Source organism: Geodermatophilus sp. SYSU D00742 (assembly GCF_054049935.1).
This window is the reverse complement of sequence record NZ_JBJGYJ010000026.1, coordinates 1-17,988: the sequence shown is the minus strand read 5'-3', so window position 1 is coordinate 17,988 and position 17,988 is coordinate 1. Positions and strand designations below refer to the sequence as shown.

Here is a 17,988-nt window from a genome sequence, read left to right as displayed (position 1 = left end):
CAGCCTCTCAGAGCTGGATGCCGCGGGTGAGGGCACCGTCCACGACGAGGTTGGTGCCCGTGGTGAAGCTGGACACCGGGCTGGACAGGAAGACGACCGCCCTGGCCATCTCCTCCGGCGTCCCCATCCGGCCGGTCGGGTTGAGCGCGAGCGAGTCGGCGAACAGCTCCGGCTGGCCCTGCTCGATGCCGTTCCAGATGCCGCCGGTGAAGTAGGTGTTGCCCGGGGAGACGACGTTGGCCCGGACTCCCCGCCCGGCCAGCTGGAACGCCAGCCCGCTGATGTAGCCGACGATCGCCGTCTTCATCGTCCCGTAGGGGCCGGAGGCGAAGTCGGACTCCCGCCCGGAGACGCTGGAGACGGCCACGATCGACCCGTTGCCACCGGGCTCCAGGTGCGGCAGGGCGGCGGTGACCAGCCGCACCGTGTGCATGAGGTCGACCTCGAAGGACGCGTACCAGTTCTCCTCCGTGTCCGGGACGGCCAGCGCGCTCACGTTGGCCACGACGGCGTCGATGCCGCCCAACCGTCCGGCGGCGCTCTCCACCCAGGAGGTGAGGGCCGCGCCGTCGCGCACGTCCAGCTGGACGCCAGAGGCCCGCCCGCCGCGCGCGGCGGCCGCCTTCTCCGTCGCCTCGATCTCGGCGGCGTCGCGGGCGCAGAACTCCACCACGGCCCCCTCGTCCACGAAGGTGTCCACGATGGCGCGGCCGATGCCGCGGGTCCCGCCGGTGACGAGGACGCGGGCGCCGGTGAGCTGCAGGTCCATGGGGTTCCTCTCGCAGGTGGGTGGCTCAGAGCAGGGTCGCCGCGCGGCGGCGCAGGTCGTCGTGCAGCCCGCCGTAGGCCGACGCCCGCGGCAGCAGCGACTTCCGGGCCTTCACCACGGTGCTGTAGTTGGCGTCGACGACGTTGGCGATCGGCACCTCGGAGATCTGCGAGAGCAGCTGGTAGGCGTCCATCGGGTGCAGCCCGTAGAGCTCGCCGAACCAGCGCACCAGCTCCACCTGGCCGATGCGCCAGGCGTCCTCCAGCGGGCGGCTGGAGCCGACGGTCATCCAGTGCGTGTCGTCCTCGAGGCGCGGCCACAGCGGGGCCCCGCCCTTGACCAGCTCGACGATGAGGGTGGTGGTCATCGCCCCCTCGACGGCGGTCCCGCAGGCCTCGCCCTCGCCCTGCCGGTAGTGCCCGTCGCCGATGGAGAACAGCGCCCCCTCGACGTTCACGCCGAGGAAGCAGGTCGAGCCCGGGCGCATCTGCGGGGTGTCCATGTTGCCGCCGAAGCGCTCGGGCACCAGCGAGCTGCGGACCTCACCGCCGGGCGGCGCGACCCCGACGGTGCCGAGCATCGGCTCGACCGGCAGGGCGATCTGCAGGTCGGTGTGCTGGGCGGCGAAGGTCACCGTGTTCGCGGCCCGGTCCAGCTCGTAGATCCAGGTGGTGTCCGGCAGCGGCTCCTGCAGCGTCGCCGTCCGGTCGGTGCTGGTGAGCCCGCCGAAGAACGGGATCGCCGCCGAGGCCCCCCAGTCACGGGCCGGCTCCATGGCCACGAAGTGCAGGGCCAGGGTGTCCCCGGGCTCGGCGCCCTCGACGTGGAACGGCCCGGTCTGCGGGTTCACGAAGCGCAGGTCGACCTTCTCGCTGGAGAGGTCGGTGGTCTTCTGCAGCGCGCCGCAGAAGGCGTCGTCGGACCACACGCGCAGCGCCGTCCCGGGGGTGACCCGGTGCAGCGGTGCGACGCCGCCGAAGGTGAACGCGTACTGCTCGAACCTGGGCACGACCTCGACGACGTCCATGCCGCACCCTAGGAAGCCGCAGATCGGTCCGGCAACGGGTCGGGGTGGCAGCGCAACCGCACGCGGTCCGGCGTCAGCTCGGCCACCGACGGGACGCCGAGCAGCTGCAGCGTGCGGGCGATCTCGCCGGCCAGGATGTCCGTGGCCCGCTGCACCCCGCGCTCTCCGCCGGCCATGAGCCCGAAGAGGTAGGCCCGGCCGACGAGGCACGCCCGGGCGCCGAGGGCCACCGCCGCGACGACGTCCGCCCCGTCCAGGATGCCGCCGTCCAGGTACACCTCCGCGCGGTCCCCCACCGCCGCGACGACGGCCGGGAGCTCCTCGAGCGGGGTGGGCGCCCGGTCCAGCTGCCGGCCGCCGTGGTTGGAGACGACGACCGCGTCGGCGCCGGCGTCCACGACGGCACGGGCGTCGTCCGCCGTCTGGACGCCCTTGACCACCAGCGCGCCGGACCACCGCGCCCGCAGGTCCGCGACGTCGGCCAGCGTCGCGGCGGGCTCGAAGACGCGGTCGGCGAGCTCGGCCACCGTTCCGCCCCACGAGCGCAGCGAGGCGAACTCGAGGGGTTCGGTGGTGAGCAGGTCGACCCACCAGCGCGGGTGGACGGCGGCGTTGGCCATCGTCCGCAGGGTCAGCGCCGGGGGGATGGTGAAGCCGTTGCGCACGTCGCGCAGCCGCGGCCCGGCGACGGGGGTGTCGACGGTCAGCACCAGCGCCTCGTAGCCGGCCGCGGCCGCCCGCTCCACCAGCGCCTCGCTGGCCTCGCGGTCGCGCCACAGGTAGAGCTGGAACCACTTCCGGGCATCGGGGGCCGCGGCGGCCAGCGCCTCGATGGTCGTCGTCCCCATCGTCGACAGCGCGTGCGGGATGCCGACCCGCTGCGCCACCCGGCCGACGGCCGCCTCGCCCTCGGTGTGCATCAGGCGGGTGAACCCGGTCGGGGCGAAGGCCAGCGGCAGCGCCGAGGGGCGGCCGAGGACGGTCGTGGACGGGTCGACGACGGAGACGTCGCGCAGCACGCTGGGGCGGAACTCCAGCCGCTGGAACGCCTCCCTCGACCGCCGCAGGCTGGTCTCGGCGCCCGCCGCCCCGTCGGTGTAGTCGAAGACCGCGCGCGGCACCCGCCGCCGGGCGATCTCCCGGAGGTCCCCGACGGTGGCCGCCGCGGCCAGCCGGCGGTCGGTGGCGTCGCCCGGCAACCGCCGGGGTCTGACCAGCTCGCGCACCTCCGACCAGCGGGGTACTCGGCGCTCGACCACTCCTGCCTCCTCCTGTCGACCTCCGCCCACCCTGCCAGTACCAGTGGGACGGCCGGTACACGTGGGACGGCGTGCCCGTCCCTCACCGCGCGCCGTACGCGAACCGCCGTTAACGTCCTGCCAGAGTGACGCGCGTCACCGTCGATGCCGCCCCGAGGAACAGGACAGGTCCCGATGCTCTACACCGCCTACGAGATCAACCGCCGGGCGGGCGCGCCCGTCGTGGCCGCGACCGGGCTCACCGCCCGTGCGCTGTCCGCGCTCCCGCCCCGGCTCGGCGGTGTGGCGCCGGTGCGACACCTGCGGGCGGCCTGCGACATGGTCGCGAAGGCACGTCCCACGCACGCCCGGCCGGACTACGGGATCGACGCCGTCCTGGTCGGCGGCCGGCGGGCGGCCGTCTCCGAGCACCCGGTGACCTCCACCCCGTTCGCGACCCTGCTGCACTTCCGCAAGCCGTCGGTGACCGGCCAGCCGCCGGTGCTCGTCGTCGGGCCGATGTCGGGGCACTTCACCACGCTGATCCGGCCGACCATCCGCACGCTGCTGGCCGACCACGACGTGTACGTCCTCGACTGGCACAACGCCCGCGACGTCCCGGCCGACGAGGGCCCGTTCGGGCTGGACGAGTACATCGAGCACGTCATGGACGCCCTGCGGGTGCTCGGCCCGGGCGCGCACGTCGTGGCCGTCTGCCAGCCCGCCGTCCCGGTGCTCGCCGCCGTGGCGCTGCTCGCCGCGGACGACGACGACGCCCAGCCCGCCACCCTCACCCTCATGGCCGGCCCGGTGGACACCCGGGTCAACCCCAACCGGATCAACGAGACGGCCGGCAAGCAGCCGCTGTCGGTCTACGAGCGCCGCCTGATCGCGACCGTCCCCCGGCGCTACGCCGGCGCCGGGCGGCGGGTCTACCCGGGCGTCGTCCAGCTGACGGCGTTCATGTCGATGAACCCGCGCCGGCACCTGGACGCGCACCTGCAGCTCTACCGCGACCTCGTCACCGGCAACGCGGAGCGGGCGGCGGCGACCCGCGCCTTCTACGACGAGTACGGCGCGGTCATGGACGTCCCCGCCGAGTTCTACCTCGAGACGGTCGGCCGCATCTTCCAGGAGCACCACCTGGCCACCGGCCGGTTCACCTGGCGCGGCCGGCCGGTCGACCCGGCCGCGATCCAGCGGACGGCGCTGCTCACCGTCGAGGGCGCCCGCGACGACATCTGCTCCCCCGGCCAGACCGAGGCCGCGCACGGGCTGTGCACCGGCATCCCGGCGGCGCGCAAGCGGCACCACCTGCAGCCCGGGGTCGGCCACTACGGCGTCTTCAGCGGCTCCCGCTGGGAGGCCGAGGTGTACCCGGTGCTGCGCGACTTCGTCGCCGAGCACACCGACGGGCACGCCGCCACCGGCTGAGCCCCGAGGACGCCGACGGCCGCCGGTCCCGCCACCACGGGCCGGCGGCCGTCGGCGTCAGTCCAGGCGGGTGGCGCGCACGGTCAGCGGCCGGCGCCCCTCCCCCTGGTCGTCGTCGGCGAGCGGCTCGGCGTCCACGACGTCGTCGGGCCACTCGTCCAGGCCGGCGCCGGCGTCGGTCCCGGCGGGCAGCCAGCGGGCCCACCACCGCAGCACGTGCTCCAGCCGCGCCAGCCGGTGCCGCGGCCGGCCCGACCGGCTCAGCTCGTGCCCCTCACCGGGGAACAGCAGCAGCTCCGCCGGGACGCCGCGGCGCTTGAGCGCGACGTAGAACCGCTGCGCCTGCTCGACGGGGCAGCGCCAGTCCTGCTCGGCGTGGACGACGAGGGTCGGGGTGGTGATGTCGCCGGTGCGGGCCAGCGCGCTCTGGGCCGCCTGCCGCGCCGGGTCGGCACCCAGGTGCGCGTCGACGAGGTACCAGCCGATGTCGGAGGACCCGACGAAGCTCACCGGGTCCAGGATCGCCCGCTCGACGACCGCCGCGGCGAACCGCGCCGACCGGGCGGTCAGCACGGCGGCCAGGTACCCCCCGTAGGAGCCCCCCATGACGCCGACCCGGTGCCCGTCGAGGGCCGGGTCGGCCAGGGCGGCGTCGAGGAGGGCCAGGACGTCGTCGACGTCCACCGTCCCCCAGGCGCCGTGCAGCACCCGCCCGTGCGCCTGCCCGTAGCCGGACGATCCCCGGGGGTTGCCCTGGACGACGGCGTAGCCGGCGGACACGAGGACCTGCACCTCGTCCAGCAGCGCCCAGCCGTGCTGCCGGTAGGGCCCGCCGTGGAGGAGCACCACCACCGGGTGCGGCCCGGGCCCCTCCGGCACGGTCACCCAGCCGTGCACCGGGTACCCGTCGGGCGCGGTCCCGGTCAGCTCGCGCATCCGGTGCAGTCGCCCGGTGGCCGCGAGGGTGCGGCCGAAGCCGGTGAGCAGCCGCCGGCGGCCCGGGGTGATCGCGATCAGCTCCCCGGCGGAGCGGTCGTGCGCGACCGTGGCGACGACGACCCCGCCGGCCACGGCGACGCCGCGCACGGTGAACGGCCCGTCGACCAGTGCCTCGGCCGGGCCGCCGGTCAGGGGCACCCGCAGCAGTTCGACCCCGCCCCGCCGCTGCACCCCCAGGTAGGCCGCGCCCCCGGCCAGCACGGTCGCCGGCGTCTCGTCCCCCCGCTCGGTGTGCTCGGGGTCCAGCACCGGTTCCAGGGCGCCGCCGCCGGCCGGCACGCGGCACAGCGTGGTGCTGCGGGCGAACCCGTCGAGGCCGTCGGGGCCGAGGTCGGGACGGGCGGTGAGCCAGATCGTGGCGCCCGACGGGTCGTAGGCGGGCAGGGAGCAGTCGCCCCGGCCGTCGGTGACCCGGCGCAGCGTCCCGCCCGCGGCGGGGACGACGTACACGTCCCGGACCAGGTCGCGGTCGGCTCGCGGGTGCCGGGCCGACACGAACGCCAGCTCGGCGCCGTCGGGGCTCCAGGTGACGTCGGCGTCGTCGTGGGGGCCGTCGGTGACCTGCCGCGGCCGCGGCAGCGGCGTCCCGTCGTCCTCCCCGTCGGCCGGCAGGTCGAGGACGAACACGTGGCTGCGCTGGTCGGCGAGGAAGCCGACCCCGTCGAGCCGGTACCTGAGCGTGGTGACCAGCCGCGGCGGCTCCGCCTCGGGCCCGACGCCCGGGTCCGTGCCGTGCCGCCCGGGCTCCGGCACGCGGGCGACGTAGGCCAGCCGGCGGGAGTCGGGCGCCCACACCGGCGCCCCCGTGCCGAGCGGGGCGTCGGTGAGCCGCCGGGGCGCTCCCCCGGCGGTCGGCAGCAGGTGGACCTGGGGATGCCCGCCGGGTTCGGCGCCCAGGTAGGCCAGCCAGCGGCCGTCCGGGGAGAACGCCGGTGCGGTGTCCCGGTGCCCGTCGGTCAGCGCCCGGGCCGGTGCCGACCCGTCGGTCGGCACCGCCCACAGCCGGCTGCGGTACACGTCGGCCCCGAGGTCGAGCCGGGTGACCGCGACGACCGCCATGCGACCGTCCGGGGAGACGGTCGGGACGCCCGGCGTGCGGAGCAGCTCGAGGTCGGTCGGGCGCATGCTGCGGCCACGCTGACCCAGCGGACGGCGTCCGCCGGGTCAGCCGCGGTGGCGGTCCCGGTCGGCCTCGTGCGCCTCCGGCGCGGTGGCGCGCCGCTCGGCGTCGGCCAGGGCCTCCGGCCCGGACGACCGCACGCTCCCGGCGATCTCGGGCTCGGCCGGCGAGACCTCGGGCGCCTGGCCGCGGGTCTTGAGCAGGCTGGCCACGGTGGCGATCACCAGGACCCCGAGGATGATCGACAGCGACAGCCAGATCGGGATCGTCGGGACGGCGTCGATGTGCTCGCCGCCGTTGATGAACGGCAGCGTGTTCTCGTGCAGGGCCTCCATCACCAGCTTCACGCCGATGAAGGCCAGGATCACCGCCAGGCCCAGCGACAGGTACACCAGCCGCTTGAGCAGGCCACCGAGCAGGAAGTACAGCTGCCGCAGCCCCATGAGGGCGAAGACGTTGGCGGTGAAGACGATGAACGGCTCACGCGTCAGGCCGAAGATGGCCGGGATGCTGTCGAGCGCGAAGATGAGGTCCGTCGTCCCCAGCGCGAGGAAGACGATGATCATCGGCGTCCAGTACTTCTTGCCGCTCTGCGTGACGCGGATCTTGCTGCCGTGGAAGTCCTGGGTGATCGGCAGCACCCGGCGCATCCGCCGGATGAAGGCGTTCTCCTCGTAGTCCTCGTCCTCGCCGCGGTGCCGCACCAGGTTGATCGCGGTGTACACGAGGAACGCGCCGAAGATGTAGAAGACCCAGGTGAACCGCTCGATCACCGCGGCGCCGAGCAGGATGAACACGCCACGCAGGATCAGCGCGATGATGATGCCCACCATCAGCGCTTCCTGCTGCAGGTGCCGGGGCACCTGGAACCGCGCCATGATGATCACGAACACGAACAGGTTGTCCACCGACAGGCTGTACTCGGTCAGCCAGCCGGCGTAGAACTCCGTCGCGTACTGGCCGTTGGTGAACCCGAGCAGCAGGACGCCGAAGATCAGCGCCAGGGCGACGTAGAAGCTCACCCACAGGCTGGCCTCCTTCATGGAGGGCTCGTGCGGGCGGCGGGCGACGATGGCCAGATCGGCGAGCAGCAGGACCGTGAGCCCCACGAACGTCGCGACCTCGAACCAGACGGGGAGATCCACGGGCTACGACTCTACGGGGCCCGCGTGGGGCCTGCTGTCCGCCGTCCGGAGCCGCCCCACGTCCGCCGCCCGCCGCCTGCTCAACGCCGTGCGGGACCGGCGCCGCGACCTGCGGTCTCGCCCACCGGCGCGGTCCCGTCGGACGGCCGGGCGTCGGCCGGGACGAGCCCGTCGCGGTCGCCGGCCGCGGTCACCGGACGGTCGGCACCGGTGGCGGTCACTCCGCGGTCGGTGCCGTCGGCGCTCCCCCGGCGGTCGGCGTCGTCCGCCGTGACGGCTCTGCCGGCGCTGCGGGCCCGGTCGCGCCGGTTCCTGGCCAGGCTCGCGACGGTCGTGACCACCAGCGTGAGCAGGATGACGGTCAGCGACAGCCAGGTGGGGATCTCCGGCACCGCGGTCACGTGCTCACCGCCGTTGATGAACGGCAGCTCGTTCTCGTGCAGGGCGTGGATGACCAGCTTGACGCCGATGAACCCGAGGATGACCGCGAGGCCGTAGGACAGGTAGACGAGCCGGTCGAGCAGGCCGTCGAGGAGGAAGAACAGCTGACGCAGGCCGAGCAACGCGAAGGCGTTGGCGGTGAAGACGAGGTAGGTCTCCTGGGTGAGACCGAAGATGGCGGGGATCGAGTCGACCGCGAACAGGATGTCGGCGCTGCCGATGGCGACCAGCGCGATGGCCAGCGGGGTGATGTACCGCTTGCCGTTGATCGTCGCGGTCATCTTGTCCGAGTGGTAGTCCTCGGTGGTCGGCAGCAGCCGCCGGGTGAGGCGGAGGACGCCGTTCTCCTTGAACTCCTCGTCGTGGGTGTGGCCGCCCTTGGCCTGCAGGTAGGCGGTGTAGATCAGGAACGCGCCGAACACGTAGAAGATCCAGCTGATGTTCTCGATCGCGGCGGCGCCCACGAAGATCAGCGCCGTCCGCAGGACGAGCGCGAAGGCGATGCCGAACAGCAGCACCTTCTGCTGCAGTTCCCGGGGCACCGCGAAGCTGCCCATGATCAGGACGAAGACGAAGAGGTTGTCGACCGAGAGGCTCTTCTCGGTGACGAAGCCGGCGAAGTACTCACCGCCGTACTGCGGGCCCGCGAACCACAGGACGAGCAGGCCGAAGACGATCGCGATGCCGACGTAGACCGCCGACCAGGTGGCCGACTCGCGCAGCGTCGGTGCGTGCGGGGTGCGGACGTGGCCGACGAAGTCGAACAGCAGCATGCCGACGATCGCTGCGACGGTGACCGCCCACACCCAGAAGGGGACGTCCATGTAGTGCTACCTCCGGTACTGGCTGATGTCAGTGACCGGAGGTCTCTCCCGCCGCGGGCTCGGCCGCGACCAGCAGGACCGGAGATCCGCAGACCCCGTGATGACGATCCTGCCGCGTAGGGATACTCCCCTCCACGTGCGGACCCGGCGGCGGGCAGGCGTCATCGACCGCAGACACCGTGGATCCGCACAGCACAACGCACGGTGACCGGGGGGAGTTCCCGGACCCCCGAGATCTCCGCGGGAACCGCCTCGCCGGCCCCGTGCAGGGCTCCCGGCTCCGTCCGGGTCCCGTCCCGAGCCTGCGGAGGTGGGAGGACGGGGTCCGGCTCCGGGCAGCGCGGGCCGGAACCCGTCTCAGCCCGACGCCGCCGGGCGCCGGCTCCTCGGCAGGGTGGCGACGATCGCGTCGTAGGAGGCGTCGACCAGCTCTCGGACCTCGTCGTCGGGCACCGGGCCGGTCCAGTCCACCCAGTTCCAGCCGTACCGGCCGACGTAGGCACTGGCGGTGATCGCCCCGGGGTACCGGTCACGCCACTCCCGGGCCTCGGCGGCGTCCCGGCCGCACTTGACGCTCACCCCGCCGCTGTCCAGGCCGATGAACGCGAACGCCTTCCCGCCCACCTTGGCGACCAGCTCGGCCGCACCCCACGGGTGGGTCTCCTCCGCGCCCGGCTTGCCCAGGCAGTGGGCCACCAGCTCCTCGCGCTCCACGGGTCTCCTCCCACTCCGGTCGGGCCCCGCCCTGGCGGCCACCGGCGGGGCCCGCCGCGAGCCCCCGGACGGCGAGGGCGGGGCTTCGATCAGGCGTGCGCGGCGTCGAACTGGCGCAGCTCCTTCTTCAGCTCCGCCAGCTCGTCGCGCAGGCGAGCCGCCACCTCGAACTGCAGCTCGCGGGCGGCGGCCAGCATCTGCTCGTTCATCTGCGTGATCAGGTCGGCCAGCTCGTTGCGGGGCAGGCCCTGGACGTCGATCGAGCCGGCCTTGCCCTTGCCGACCGCCTTCTTCGACGACAGCCCCGGCACCGGTGCCTTGCCGCGGGACTGCTGCCGACCCGAGCCGCCGATCAGCTCCGCGGACTCGGAGTCCTCCGCCTCCCGGTAGATGCCGTCGAGGATGTCGACGATCTTCTTCCGCAGCGGCTGCGGGTCGATGCCGTGCTCCCTGTTGTAGGCGATCTGCTTCTCGCGGCGCCGGTTGGTCTCCTCGATGGCCTGCGCCATCGAGGGCGTGATCTTGTCGGCGTACATGTGCACCTGACCGGAGACGTTGCGCGCGGCCCGGCCGATCGTCTGGATCAGCGAGGTGCCCGACCGGAGGAAGCCCTCCTTGTCGGCGTCGAGGATCGCCACCAGCGACACCTCGGGCAGGTCGAGGCCCTCGCGCAGCAGGTTGATGCCGACCAGGACGTCGTACTCGCCCTGCCGCAGCTCGCGCAGCAGCTCGACCCGGCGCAGGGTGTCGACCTCGGAGTGCAGGTAGCGCACCTTGATGCCGAGCTCGAGCAGGTAGTCGGTGAGGTCCTCGGCCATCTTCTTGGTCAGCGTGGTGACCAGGATGCGTTCGTCGCGCTCGGTGCGGACGCGGATCTCGTGCACCAGGTCGTCGATCTGGCCCTTGGTCGGCTTGACGACGACCTCCGGGTCGACCAGGCCGGTCGGGCGGATGACCTGCTCGACGACGTCGCCCTGCACGCGGCCGAGCTCGTAGGGCCCCGGGGTGGCCGACAGGTAGACGGTCTGCCCGATCCGGTCGGTGAACTCCTCCCACCGCAGCGGGCGGTTGTCCATCGCCGAGGGCAGCCGGAAGCCGTGCTCCACCAGCGTGCGCTTGCGGCTCATGTCGCCCTCGTACATGCCGCCGATCTGCGGGACGGTCACGTGCGACTCGTCGATGACGAGCAGGAAGTCGTCGGGGAAGTAGTCGATGAGGCAGGCGCCGGCGCTGCCGGGGGCGCGGCCGTCGATGTGCCGCGAGTAGTTCTCGATGCCGGAGCAGAAGCCGACCTGGCGCATCATCTCGATGTCGTAGGTGGTGCGCATGCGCAGCCGCTGGGCCTCCAGCAGCTTGCCCTGCCGCTCCAGCTCGGCCAGCCGCTGCTCGAGCTCGGCCTCGATGGAGGCGATGGCCCGCTCCATGCGGTCGGGGCCGGCGACGTAGTGGGTGGCCGGGAACACGAAGAGCTCGTCGACCTCGCGGACCACCTCGCCGGTGAGCGGGTGCAGGTAGTACAGCCGCTCCACCTCGTCGCCGAACATCTCGATCCGGCAGGCGAGCTCCTCGTAGACCGGGAACACCTCGATGGTGTCGCCCCGGACCCGGAAGGTGCCGCGGGTGAAGGACAGGTCGTTGCGGGTGTACTGCTCGGTGACGAGGGTGCGCAGCAGCTCGTCGCGGTCACGCTCCTCCCCCACCTTGATCTTCAGCGCCCGGTCGACGTACTCCTCGGGGGTGCCCAGGCCGTAGATGCAGGAGACGGTGGAGACCACGACGACGTCGCGCCGGGTGAGCAGGCTGTTGGTCGCCGAGTGCCGCAGCCGCTCGACCTCCTCGTTGATCGAGGAGTCCTTCTCGATGTAGGTGTCGGTCTGCGGGACGTAGGCCTCGGGCTGGTAGTAGTCGTAGTACGAGACGAAGTACTCGACCGCGGCGTCGGGCATCAGCTCGCGGAACTCGTTGGCCAGCTGCGCGGCCAGGGTCTTGTTCGGCGCCATCACCAGCGTCGGGCGCTGCACCTGCTCGATGAGCCAGGCCGTCGTCGCCGACTTGCCGGTGCCGGTGGCGCCGAGGAGGACGGTGTCCTTCTCGCCCGAGTTGACCCGCTCGGCGAGCGCCTTGATCGCGGCCGGCTGGTCGCCCGAGGGCTCGAACTCGCTGACGACGCGGAAACGCCCTCGGGTGGGCCGGAGATCGGTGGTCGAGCGCACGGGGACGACGGTACGACGGGGGTGTGACAGGACGGTGCTCGTGCGACGCCGGTGCACCGGCGGGGCCGACGGGACAGGTCGACTGGCCCCCGGTGCTTGATCCGGGGTACCGGGCCCCCTAGCGTCCCCGATCGCAGGAGCGGTCACCGCCGAGGACCAGCGCCACCCGGGCAGCAGCGCCGGGCGAGGTCGGACCCCGGCGCCGCTGCCGGGCCGGACCTGCGCACGACGCCCCCCGCGGAGCCCCGCGGGGGGCGTCGTCGTCCGGGGGTGAGCGAGATCTCGGTCCCGATGCCGGCGCCAGGTGTGGGCGGACCCCGGAGGGGGCAACGGGGCACGGGGCGCCGCGTGTGCCCCGACCTCCTCGCCGACGCCCCGCGGCGGGGAGGCCATCGGCCCCCGGCGTCCCGGGGGCGCCAGCGCAGGAGGACCCCGCACGATGACCCAGGTATGGCCCGGTAGCGCCTACCCGCTCGGTGCCACGTACGACGGCACCGGCACCAACTTCGCGATCTTCAGCGAGGTCGCCGAGAAGGTCGAGCTGTGCCTCTTCGACGAGGACGGCAACGAGGAGCGCATCCGGCTCCCGGAGATGGACGGCTACGTCTGGCACGCCTTCCTCCCGGGCATCCACCCCGGCCAGAAGTACGGCTTCCGGGTGCACGGCCCCTACGACCCCGCCCGCGGCCTGCGCTGCAACCCGAACAAACTGCTGCTCGACCCGTACGCCAAGGCCATCGACGGCCAGATCGACTGGGACCAGTCGGTCTTCGGCTACGACTTCGAGACCAAGGAGCGCAACGACGAGGACTCCGCGGCGCACATGCCGAAGTCCGTCGTCGTCAACCCGTACTTCGACTGGGGCGTGGACCGCCCGCCGAGGACCCCCTACAACAAGACGGTCATCTACGAGGCCCACGTCAAGGGCCTGACCATGACCAACCCGCGGATCCCCGAGGAGCTGCGCGGCACCTACGCCGCCATCGCCCACCCCGCGACGATCGAGCACCTCACCGACCTCGGCGTCACCGCGATCGAGCTGCTCCCGGTGCACCAGTTCGTGCAGGACGACACCCTCCAGCAGAAGGGCCTGCGCAACTACTGGGGCTACAACACGATCGGCTTCTTCGCGCCGCACAACGAGTACGCCAGCGCGACGACGGCGGGCCAGCACGTCCAGGAGTTCAAGGGCATGGTGCGGGCCCTGCACGAGGCGGGCATCGAGGTCATCCTCGACGTCGTCTACAACCACACCGCCGAGGGCAACCACCTGGGCCCGACGCTGTCGTTCAGGGGCATCGACAACCGCACGTACTACAAGCTCGTCGAGGGCGACGAGCAGTACTACATGGACTACACGGGCACCGGGAACACCCTCAACGTCCGGACGCCGCAGTCGCTGCAGCTGATCATGGACTCGCTGCGGTACTGGGTCACCGAGATGCACGTCGACGGCTTCCGGTTCGACCTCGCCTCGGCGCTGGCCCGCGAGCTGCACGCCGTCGACCGGCTGGCGACCTTCTTCGACCTGGTCCACCAGGACCCGGTGGTCAGCCAGGTGAAGCTGATCGCCGAGCCGTGGGACGTCGGCGAGGGCGGGTACCAGGTCGGCAACTTCCCGGCGCTGTGGACGGAGTGGAACGGGAAGTACCGCGACACCGTCCGGGACTACTGGCGCGGTGAGGACGCCACCGTCGGCGAGTTCGCCAGCCGGATCACCGGCTCGGCGGACCTGTACCAGCACTCCGGACGGCGCCCGGTGGCCAGCATCAACTTCGTCACCGCGCACGACGGCTTCACGCTCAACGACCTGGTCTCCTACAACGAGAAGCACAACGAGGCCAACGGCGAGGGCAACAACGACGGCGAGAGCCACAACCGCAGCTGGAACTGCGGCGTGGAGGGCCCCACCGACGACCCGGAGGTCCTGCAGCTGCGGGCGCAGCAGCGGCGCAACTTCATCGCCACGCTGATGCTCAGCCAGGGCGTGCCGATGCTGCTGCACGGCGACGAGCTGGGCCGCAGCCAGGGCGGCAACAACAACGGCTACTGCCAGGACTCCGAGCTGACCTGGATCGACTGGGAGAACGTCGACGAGGGCCTGCTGCAGTTCACCAGGACGGTCACCAAGCTGCGCTGCGACCACCCGACCTTCCGCCGTCGCCGCTTCTTCCACGGCCGGCCGGTCCGGCGGGGCCAGGGCGAGCCGGTGCCCGACATCGACTGGCTGACCCCCGACGGCGAGCAGATGACCGACGAGGACTGGGACGTCGGCTACGCCAAGTCGCTGGCGGTCTACCTCAACGGGCTCGGCATCCGGGAGATGGACGAGCGCGGGGAGTACGTCAAGGACGACCACTTCTACCTGGCGTTCAACGCCTCGCACGAGGCCATCGACTTCACCCTGCCCGGCGAGGACTACGCGCAGGGCTGGACGACGGTGCTCGACACCGCCGAGATGGGCGAGGTGGAGCCGGCGGAGCACAAGCCCGGCGAGACGATCACGGTGCGGGGTCGGTCGATCGTCGTCCTCACCGGTCCGGCGCTGTGAGCGGGCCGGACCGCGAGCGCCGGCGCGACGTCCCGACGGCGACCTACCGGCTGCAGGTGACGGCGGACTTCCCGCTGGGCGAGGCCGCCGGGATCGCCGGCTACCTGGCCGACCTCGGGGTGAGCCACGCGTACACCTCGCCGCTGCTGCGCTCGGCGTCGGGCAGCACGCACGGCTACGACACCGTCGACCACGAGCACATCGACGAGTCCCGCGGCGGTCGGGAGGGCTTCGACCGGCTGGTGGAGGCCCTGCACGCGCACGGCCTGGGCCTGGTGCTCGACCTCGTGCCCAACCACATGGGTGTGGCCGACGCGGCCGAGGCCCCGTGGTGGTGGGACGTGCTGCAGCACGGCCGGGACAGCGCGCACGCCGCGGCGTTCGACATCGACTGGGACTTCGGCGGCGGGAGGGTGCGCATCCCCGTCCTGGGGTCCGCGGACGACGTCGAGAAGCTCGAGGTGGTGGACGGCGAGCTGCGCTACTACGACAACCGCTTCCCCATCGCCCCGGGCACCGGGCAGGGCACGCCGCAGGAGGTGCACGCGCGGCAGCACTACGAGCTGGTCGACTGGCGGCGGGCCGACGCGGACCTGAACTACCGGCGGTTCTTCGCGATCAACACCCTCGCCGGCCTGCGCGCCGAGGACCCCGAGGTCTTCGCCGCGACCCACCGGCTGGTGCTGGAGCTGGTCGGGTCCGGCGCGGTCGACGGGCTGCGGATCGACCACCCCGACGGCCTGGCCGACCCGAAGGGCTACCTGGACCGGCTGGCCGAGGCCTCGGGGGGCCGGTGGACGGTCGTGGAGAAGATCCTCGAGCCCGGGGAGGAGCTCCCGGAGAGCTGGGCGACGGCGGGGACGACCGGCTACGACGCGCTCGCCGAGGTCGACGACGTCCTCGTCGACCCGGCCGGCGAGGCGGCGCTGACCGCGCTGGACACCGAGCTGTCGGGGCGGGCCGTCGACTACGCCGAGCTGGTGCACGGCTGCAAGCGGGAGGTCACCGACGGGATCCTCGGCTCGGAGGTGGCCCGGCTGGTGCGGGTCATCGGCGAGCTGCCCGGTGTGGACCGCGCCCAGCAGACCGAGGCGCTGGCCGAGCTGCTGGCGGGCTTCCCGGTCTACCGCACCTACCTGCCCGACGGCGCCGAGCACCTGACCGCGACCGTCGCCGCGGTCCGCGAGCGGCGGCCGGACCTGCGCGACGCGGTCGACGCCCTGCACCCGGTGCTGGCCCAGGCCGGCACCGAGGCGGCGACCCGCTTCGAGCAGACCAGCGGCCCGGTGATGGCCAAGGGGGTCGAGGACAGCGCCTACTACCGGTGGGCGCGGTTCGTGGCGCTCAACGAGGTCGGCGGCGACCCGGCCCGCTTCGGCAGCACGGTCGCGGAGTTCCACGAGGCGCAGCTCCGCCGCGCCCAGCGCAAGCCGCAGTCGATGACCACGCTGTCCACCCACGACACCAAGCGCAGCGAGGACGTCCGCGCCCGGCTGGCCGTGCTCGCCGAGCTGCCCACCGAGTGGGCGCAGCTGGTGCGCCGGCTGCTGGACCGGCACCCGCTGGCCGACCGTCCGATGGCGCACCTGGTGTGGCAGAACCTCGTGGGCGCGTGGCCGCTGTCCCGGGAGCGGGCACACGCCTACGCGGAGAAGGCAGCCCGGGAGGCGGGCACCTCGACGACCTGGACCGACCCCGACGAGGAGTTCGAGGGCCGGTTGCACGCACTGGTCGACGCCGCGTTCGACGACGAGGTGACGCACCGCGCCATCGAGGACGTCGTCGCCCGGATCGCCCCGTCCGGCCGGTCGAACTCGCTGTCGCAGAAGCTGCTGCAGCTGACCATGCCCGGCGTCCCGGACGTCTACCAGGGCACCGAGCTGTGGGACCACTCCCTGGTCGACCCCGACAACCGTCGCCCGGTCGACTACGACCTGCGCCGCCGGCTGCTGGGGTCGCTGGACGCCGGCGAGGTGCCGGCCGTCGACGAGACCGGCGCGGCCAAGCTGCTCGTGGTCTCCCGCACCCTGCGCGCCCGGCGCGACCACCCGGAGTGGTTCGCCGGGTACCGCCCGGTCGAGGTGACCGGCTCGGCCGCCGACCACGTGGTCGCCTTCGACCGGGGCTCCGGCGAGCAGGGCGGCGCGGTCACCGTGGCGACCCGCCTGCCGGTGGGGCTGGCCGCCGCGGAGGGCTGGGGCGACACGGCGCTGCAGGTGCCCAACGGCGCCTGGCGGGACCTGCTCACCGGCGGCCGGTTCGTCTCCGACGCCGGGGGGATGCCCGTCGGCGCGGTGCTCGAGCGTCTGCCCGTGGCCCTCCTGGTCCGCGACTGAGACCGGAGTCACACCGCCGCGGGAGGGGCGTTCCCGCGGCGGTGTGACCAGCCCGTCCGCGCCCCCTCCGGAACGGGGTCCGGCGCGGGACGGGTGTTCCTCGCGGGACGAGGGGTGCCTCGTCGTGATCTGACCGTTACCTTGTTGCGGCACCCGCTCGACCGAGACCGGGCGCCGGAGCCGATCCGCCGAACCCCGTCCGTCGGCATCCGTTTCCTCCTGCACCGCCAGGACGGGGGTGGGGGACCCATTCCGGCGTCCTGCGTGCCACGGCCTCCGGGCCGGGCGCCAGGGCGTCTCGGGGTGAAGCCGTGCGCGCACGGCCGGGGCACCGATCGCTCCGAACCCGACAGCTCACCTCTCAGGCGGCGGATCGGGAGTCCCCATGCGCACGTCCTCGTTCGCCCGCAAGACCCTCCTCACCGCCGGCGTCGCCGCCGCCTCGCTCGGCGTGCTGGCCGGTCCCGCCTCGGCCGCCGGACCCAACGACTGGGACGCCGTCGCCCGGTGCGAGTCCAGCGGCAACTGGAGCATCAACACCGGCAACGGCTACTACGGCGGCCTGCAGTTCAGCCAGAGCACCTGGGCCGCCTTCGGCGGGACGGAGTTCGCCTCCCGCGCCGACCTCGCCACCAAGGAGCAGCAGATCGCGGTGGCCGAGCGCACGCTCGACCGCCAGGGCCCGGGTGCCTGGCCCACCTGCGGCCGCGGCCTGGACCCGGCCGCCCCCACGGCCGGCGCGGCGCCTGCGGCGGCACCGGCCCCCGCGCCGGCTCCCGAGCGGGCCTCCCGCGACGACCGCCCGGCCCCGGCGGCGTCCGGGCAGTACGTCGTCCGGTCCGGCGACACCCTCGCCGAGATCGCGGCGGCGCACGGCACCACCTGGCAGGCGCTGTACGAGCTGAACCGGGGCGTGCTGAGCAACCCGGACGTCATCCACGTGGGTCAGACGCTCTCGGTCTGAGCGGCGCCTCCCCCCGGGGCGGGGCGGGGGGGGCGGGGCCCCCCCGCGGGGGGGGGGGGCGGGGCCCCGCCCCCCGCCCCCCCGCCCCCGCAGCCGCCGAGCAGCACCCCTGCCGGCTGCTCATCGTCGTCCGCCGCCAGATCGACGCGCCGGCGCCCCGACTGGACGCGGAGGTGCTCATCGGCGGTCGTCTCGGCCCCGGTGAGGCGGTGG

Annotated in this window: 13 protein-coding genes; 5 read left to right on the top strand and 8 right to left on the bottom strand. The window is 73.3% G+C overall.

Translation table 11 applies throughout. The features are described 5' to 3' along the window. Positions 1–7 precede the first annotated feature (7 nt). Genes ACI78V_RS16750 through ACI78V_RS16740 form a run of 3 tightly spaced genes read right to left on the bottom strand, consistent with a single transcriptional unit; the run spans position 8 to position 3,055 of the window. Complete coding sequence (locus ACI78V_RS16750) at positions 8–769, bottom strand: SDR family NAD(P)-dependent oxidoreductase (protein WP_456852719.1); 762 nt, start codon at positions 767–769, stop codon at positions 8–10. 25 nt (positions 770–794) lie between these two features. Next, on the bottom strand, positions 795–1,796 hold the full coding sequence (locus ACI78V_RS16745) for an acetamidase/formamidase family protein (protein WP_456852717.1): 1,002 nt from the start codon (positions 1,794–1,796) through the stop codon (positions 795–797). An 8-nt stretch (positions 1,797–1,804) separates the two neighbouring features. Next, positions 1,805–3,055, bottom strand: coding sequence for an alpha-hydroxy acid oxidase (locus ACI78V_RS16740; protein WP_456852715.1), 1,251 nt, complete (start codon positions 3,053–3,055; stop codon positions 1,805–1,807). 174 nt (positions 3,056–3,229) lie between these two features. On the opposite strand from ACI78V_RS16740, the gene phaZ reads away from it, so the two are divergent. Continuing rightward, entirely contained in the window at positions 3,230–4,468 is a 1,239-nt protein-coding gene (gene phaZ / locus ACI78V_RS16735) for a polyhydroxyalkanoate depolymerase (protein WP_456852713.1), read from the top strand. A gap of 57 nt (positions 4,469–4,525) precedes the next feature. Here the strand turns inward: phaZ and ACI78V_RS16730 are convergent, their stop codons facing one another. The 5 genes from ACI78V_RS16730 to uvrB all read right to left on the bottom strand — a co-directional run bounded on the left by ACI78V_RS16730 (position 4,526) and on the right by uvrB (position 11,924). Continuing rightward, positions 4,526–6,592 (bottom strand): S9 family peptidase, encoded by a 2,067-nt coding sequence (locus ACI78V_RS16730; RefSeq protein ID WP_456852711.1) that lies wholly within the window; start codon positions 6,590–6,592, stop codon positions 4,526–4,528. Between the two features lie 39 nt (positions 6,593–6,631). Then, complete coding sequence (locus ACI78V_RS16725) at positions 6,632–7,732, bottom strand: TerC family protein (RefSeq protein ID WP_456852709.1); 1,101 nt, start codon at positions 7,730–7,732, stop codon at positions 6,632–6,634. A gap of 80 nt (positions 7,733–7,812) precedes the next feature. Then, entirely contained in the window at positions 7,813–8,997 is a 1,185-nt protein-coding gene (locus tag ACI78V_RS16720; RefSeq protein ID WP_456852707.1) for a TerC family protein, read from the bottom strand. A gap of 357 nt (positions 8,998–9,354) precedes the next feature. Further along, positions 9,355–9,711, bottom strand: coding sequence for an MmcQ/YjbR family DNA-binding protein (locus ACI78V_RS16715; RefSeq protein WP_456852705.1), 357 nt, complete (start codon positions 9,709–9,711; stop codon positions 9,355–9,357). Positions 9,712–9,800: 89 nt separating this feature from the next. Further along, positions 9,801–11,924, bottom strand: a complete 2,124-nt coding sequence (gene uvrB / locus ACI78V_RS16710; RefSeq protein ID WP_456852703.1) for an excinuclease ABC subunit UvrB — start codon at positions 11,922–11,924, stop codon at positions 9,801–9,803. A 439-nt stretch (positions 11,925–12,363) separates the two neighbouring features. Between uvrB and glgX the strand changes: the two genes are divergently transcribed. The 4 genes from glgX to ACI78V_RS16690 form a co-directional block, all read left to right on the top strand. Continuing rightward, positions 12,364–14,475 (top strand): glycogen debranching protein GlgX, encoded by a 2,112-nt coding sequence (gene glgX, locus ACI78V_RS16705; RefSeq protein ID WP_456852701.1) that lies wholly within the window; start codon positions 12,364–12,366, stop codon positions 14,473–14,475. After that, positions 14,472–16,811, top strand: a complete 2,340-nt coding sequence (gene treY / locus ACI78V_RS16700) for a malto-oligosyltrehalose synthase (protein WP_456852699.1) — start codon at positions 14,472–14,474, stop codon at positions 16,809–16,811. Before glgX ends, treY begins: the two co-directional genes overlap by 4 nt. A gap of 385 nt (positions 16,812–17,196) precedes the next feature. Continuing rightward, positions 17,197–17,775: a LysM peptidoglycan-binding domain-containing protein gene (locus ACI78V_RS16695; protein WP_456852697.1), complete on the top strand. Its 579-nt coding sequence runs from the start codon at positions 17,197–17,199 to the stop codon at positions 17,773–17,775. Continuing rightward, on the top strand, positions 17,694–17,988 hold a 295-nt coding region (locus tag ACI78V_RS16690; RefSeq protein ID WP_456852803.1), incomplete at its 3' end, for a glucose-6-phosphate dehydrogenase assembly protein OpcA. The genes ACI78V_RS16695 and ACI78V_RS16690, both read left to right, overlap by 82 nt.

Coding starts and splice junctions, on each gene's coding strand:
- ACI78V_RS16750 (WP_456852719.1), bottom strand. CDS start 769: ATGGACCTGCAGCTCACCGGCGCCCGCGTCCTCGTCACCGGCGGGACC.
- ACI78V_RS16745 (WP_456852717.1), bottom strand. CDS start 1,796: ATGGACGTCGTCGAGGTCGTGCCCAGGTTCGAGCAGTACGCGTTCACC.
- phaZ (WP_456852713.1), top strand. CDS start 3,230: ATGCTCTACACCGCCTACGAGATCAACCGCCGGGCGGGCGCGCCCGTC.
- ACI78V_RS16730 (WP_456852711.1), bottom strand. CDS start 6,592: ATGCGCCCGACCGACCTCGAGCTGCTCCGCACGCCGGGCGTCCCGACC.
- ACI78V_RS16720 (WP_456852707.1), bottom strand. CDS start 8,997: ATGGACGTCCCCTTCTGGGTGTGGGCGGTCACCGTCGCAGCGATCGTC.
- glgX (WP_456852701.1), top strand. CDS start 12,364: ATGACCCAGGTATGGCCCGGTAGCGCCTACCCGCTCGGTGCCACGTAC.
- ACI78V_RS16695 (WP_456852697.1), top strand. CDS start 17,197: ATGCGCACGTCCTCGTTCGCCCGCAAGACCCTCCTCACCGCCGGCGTC.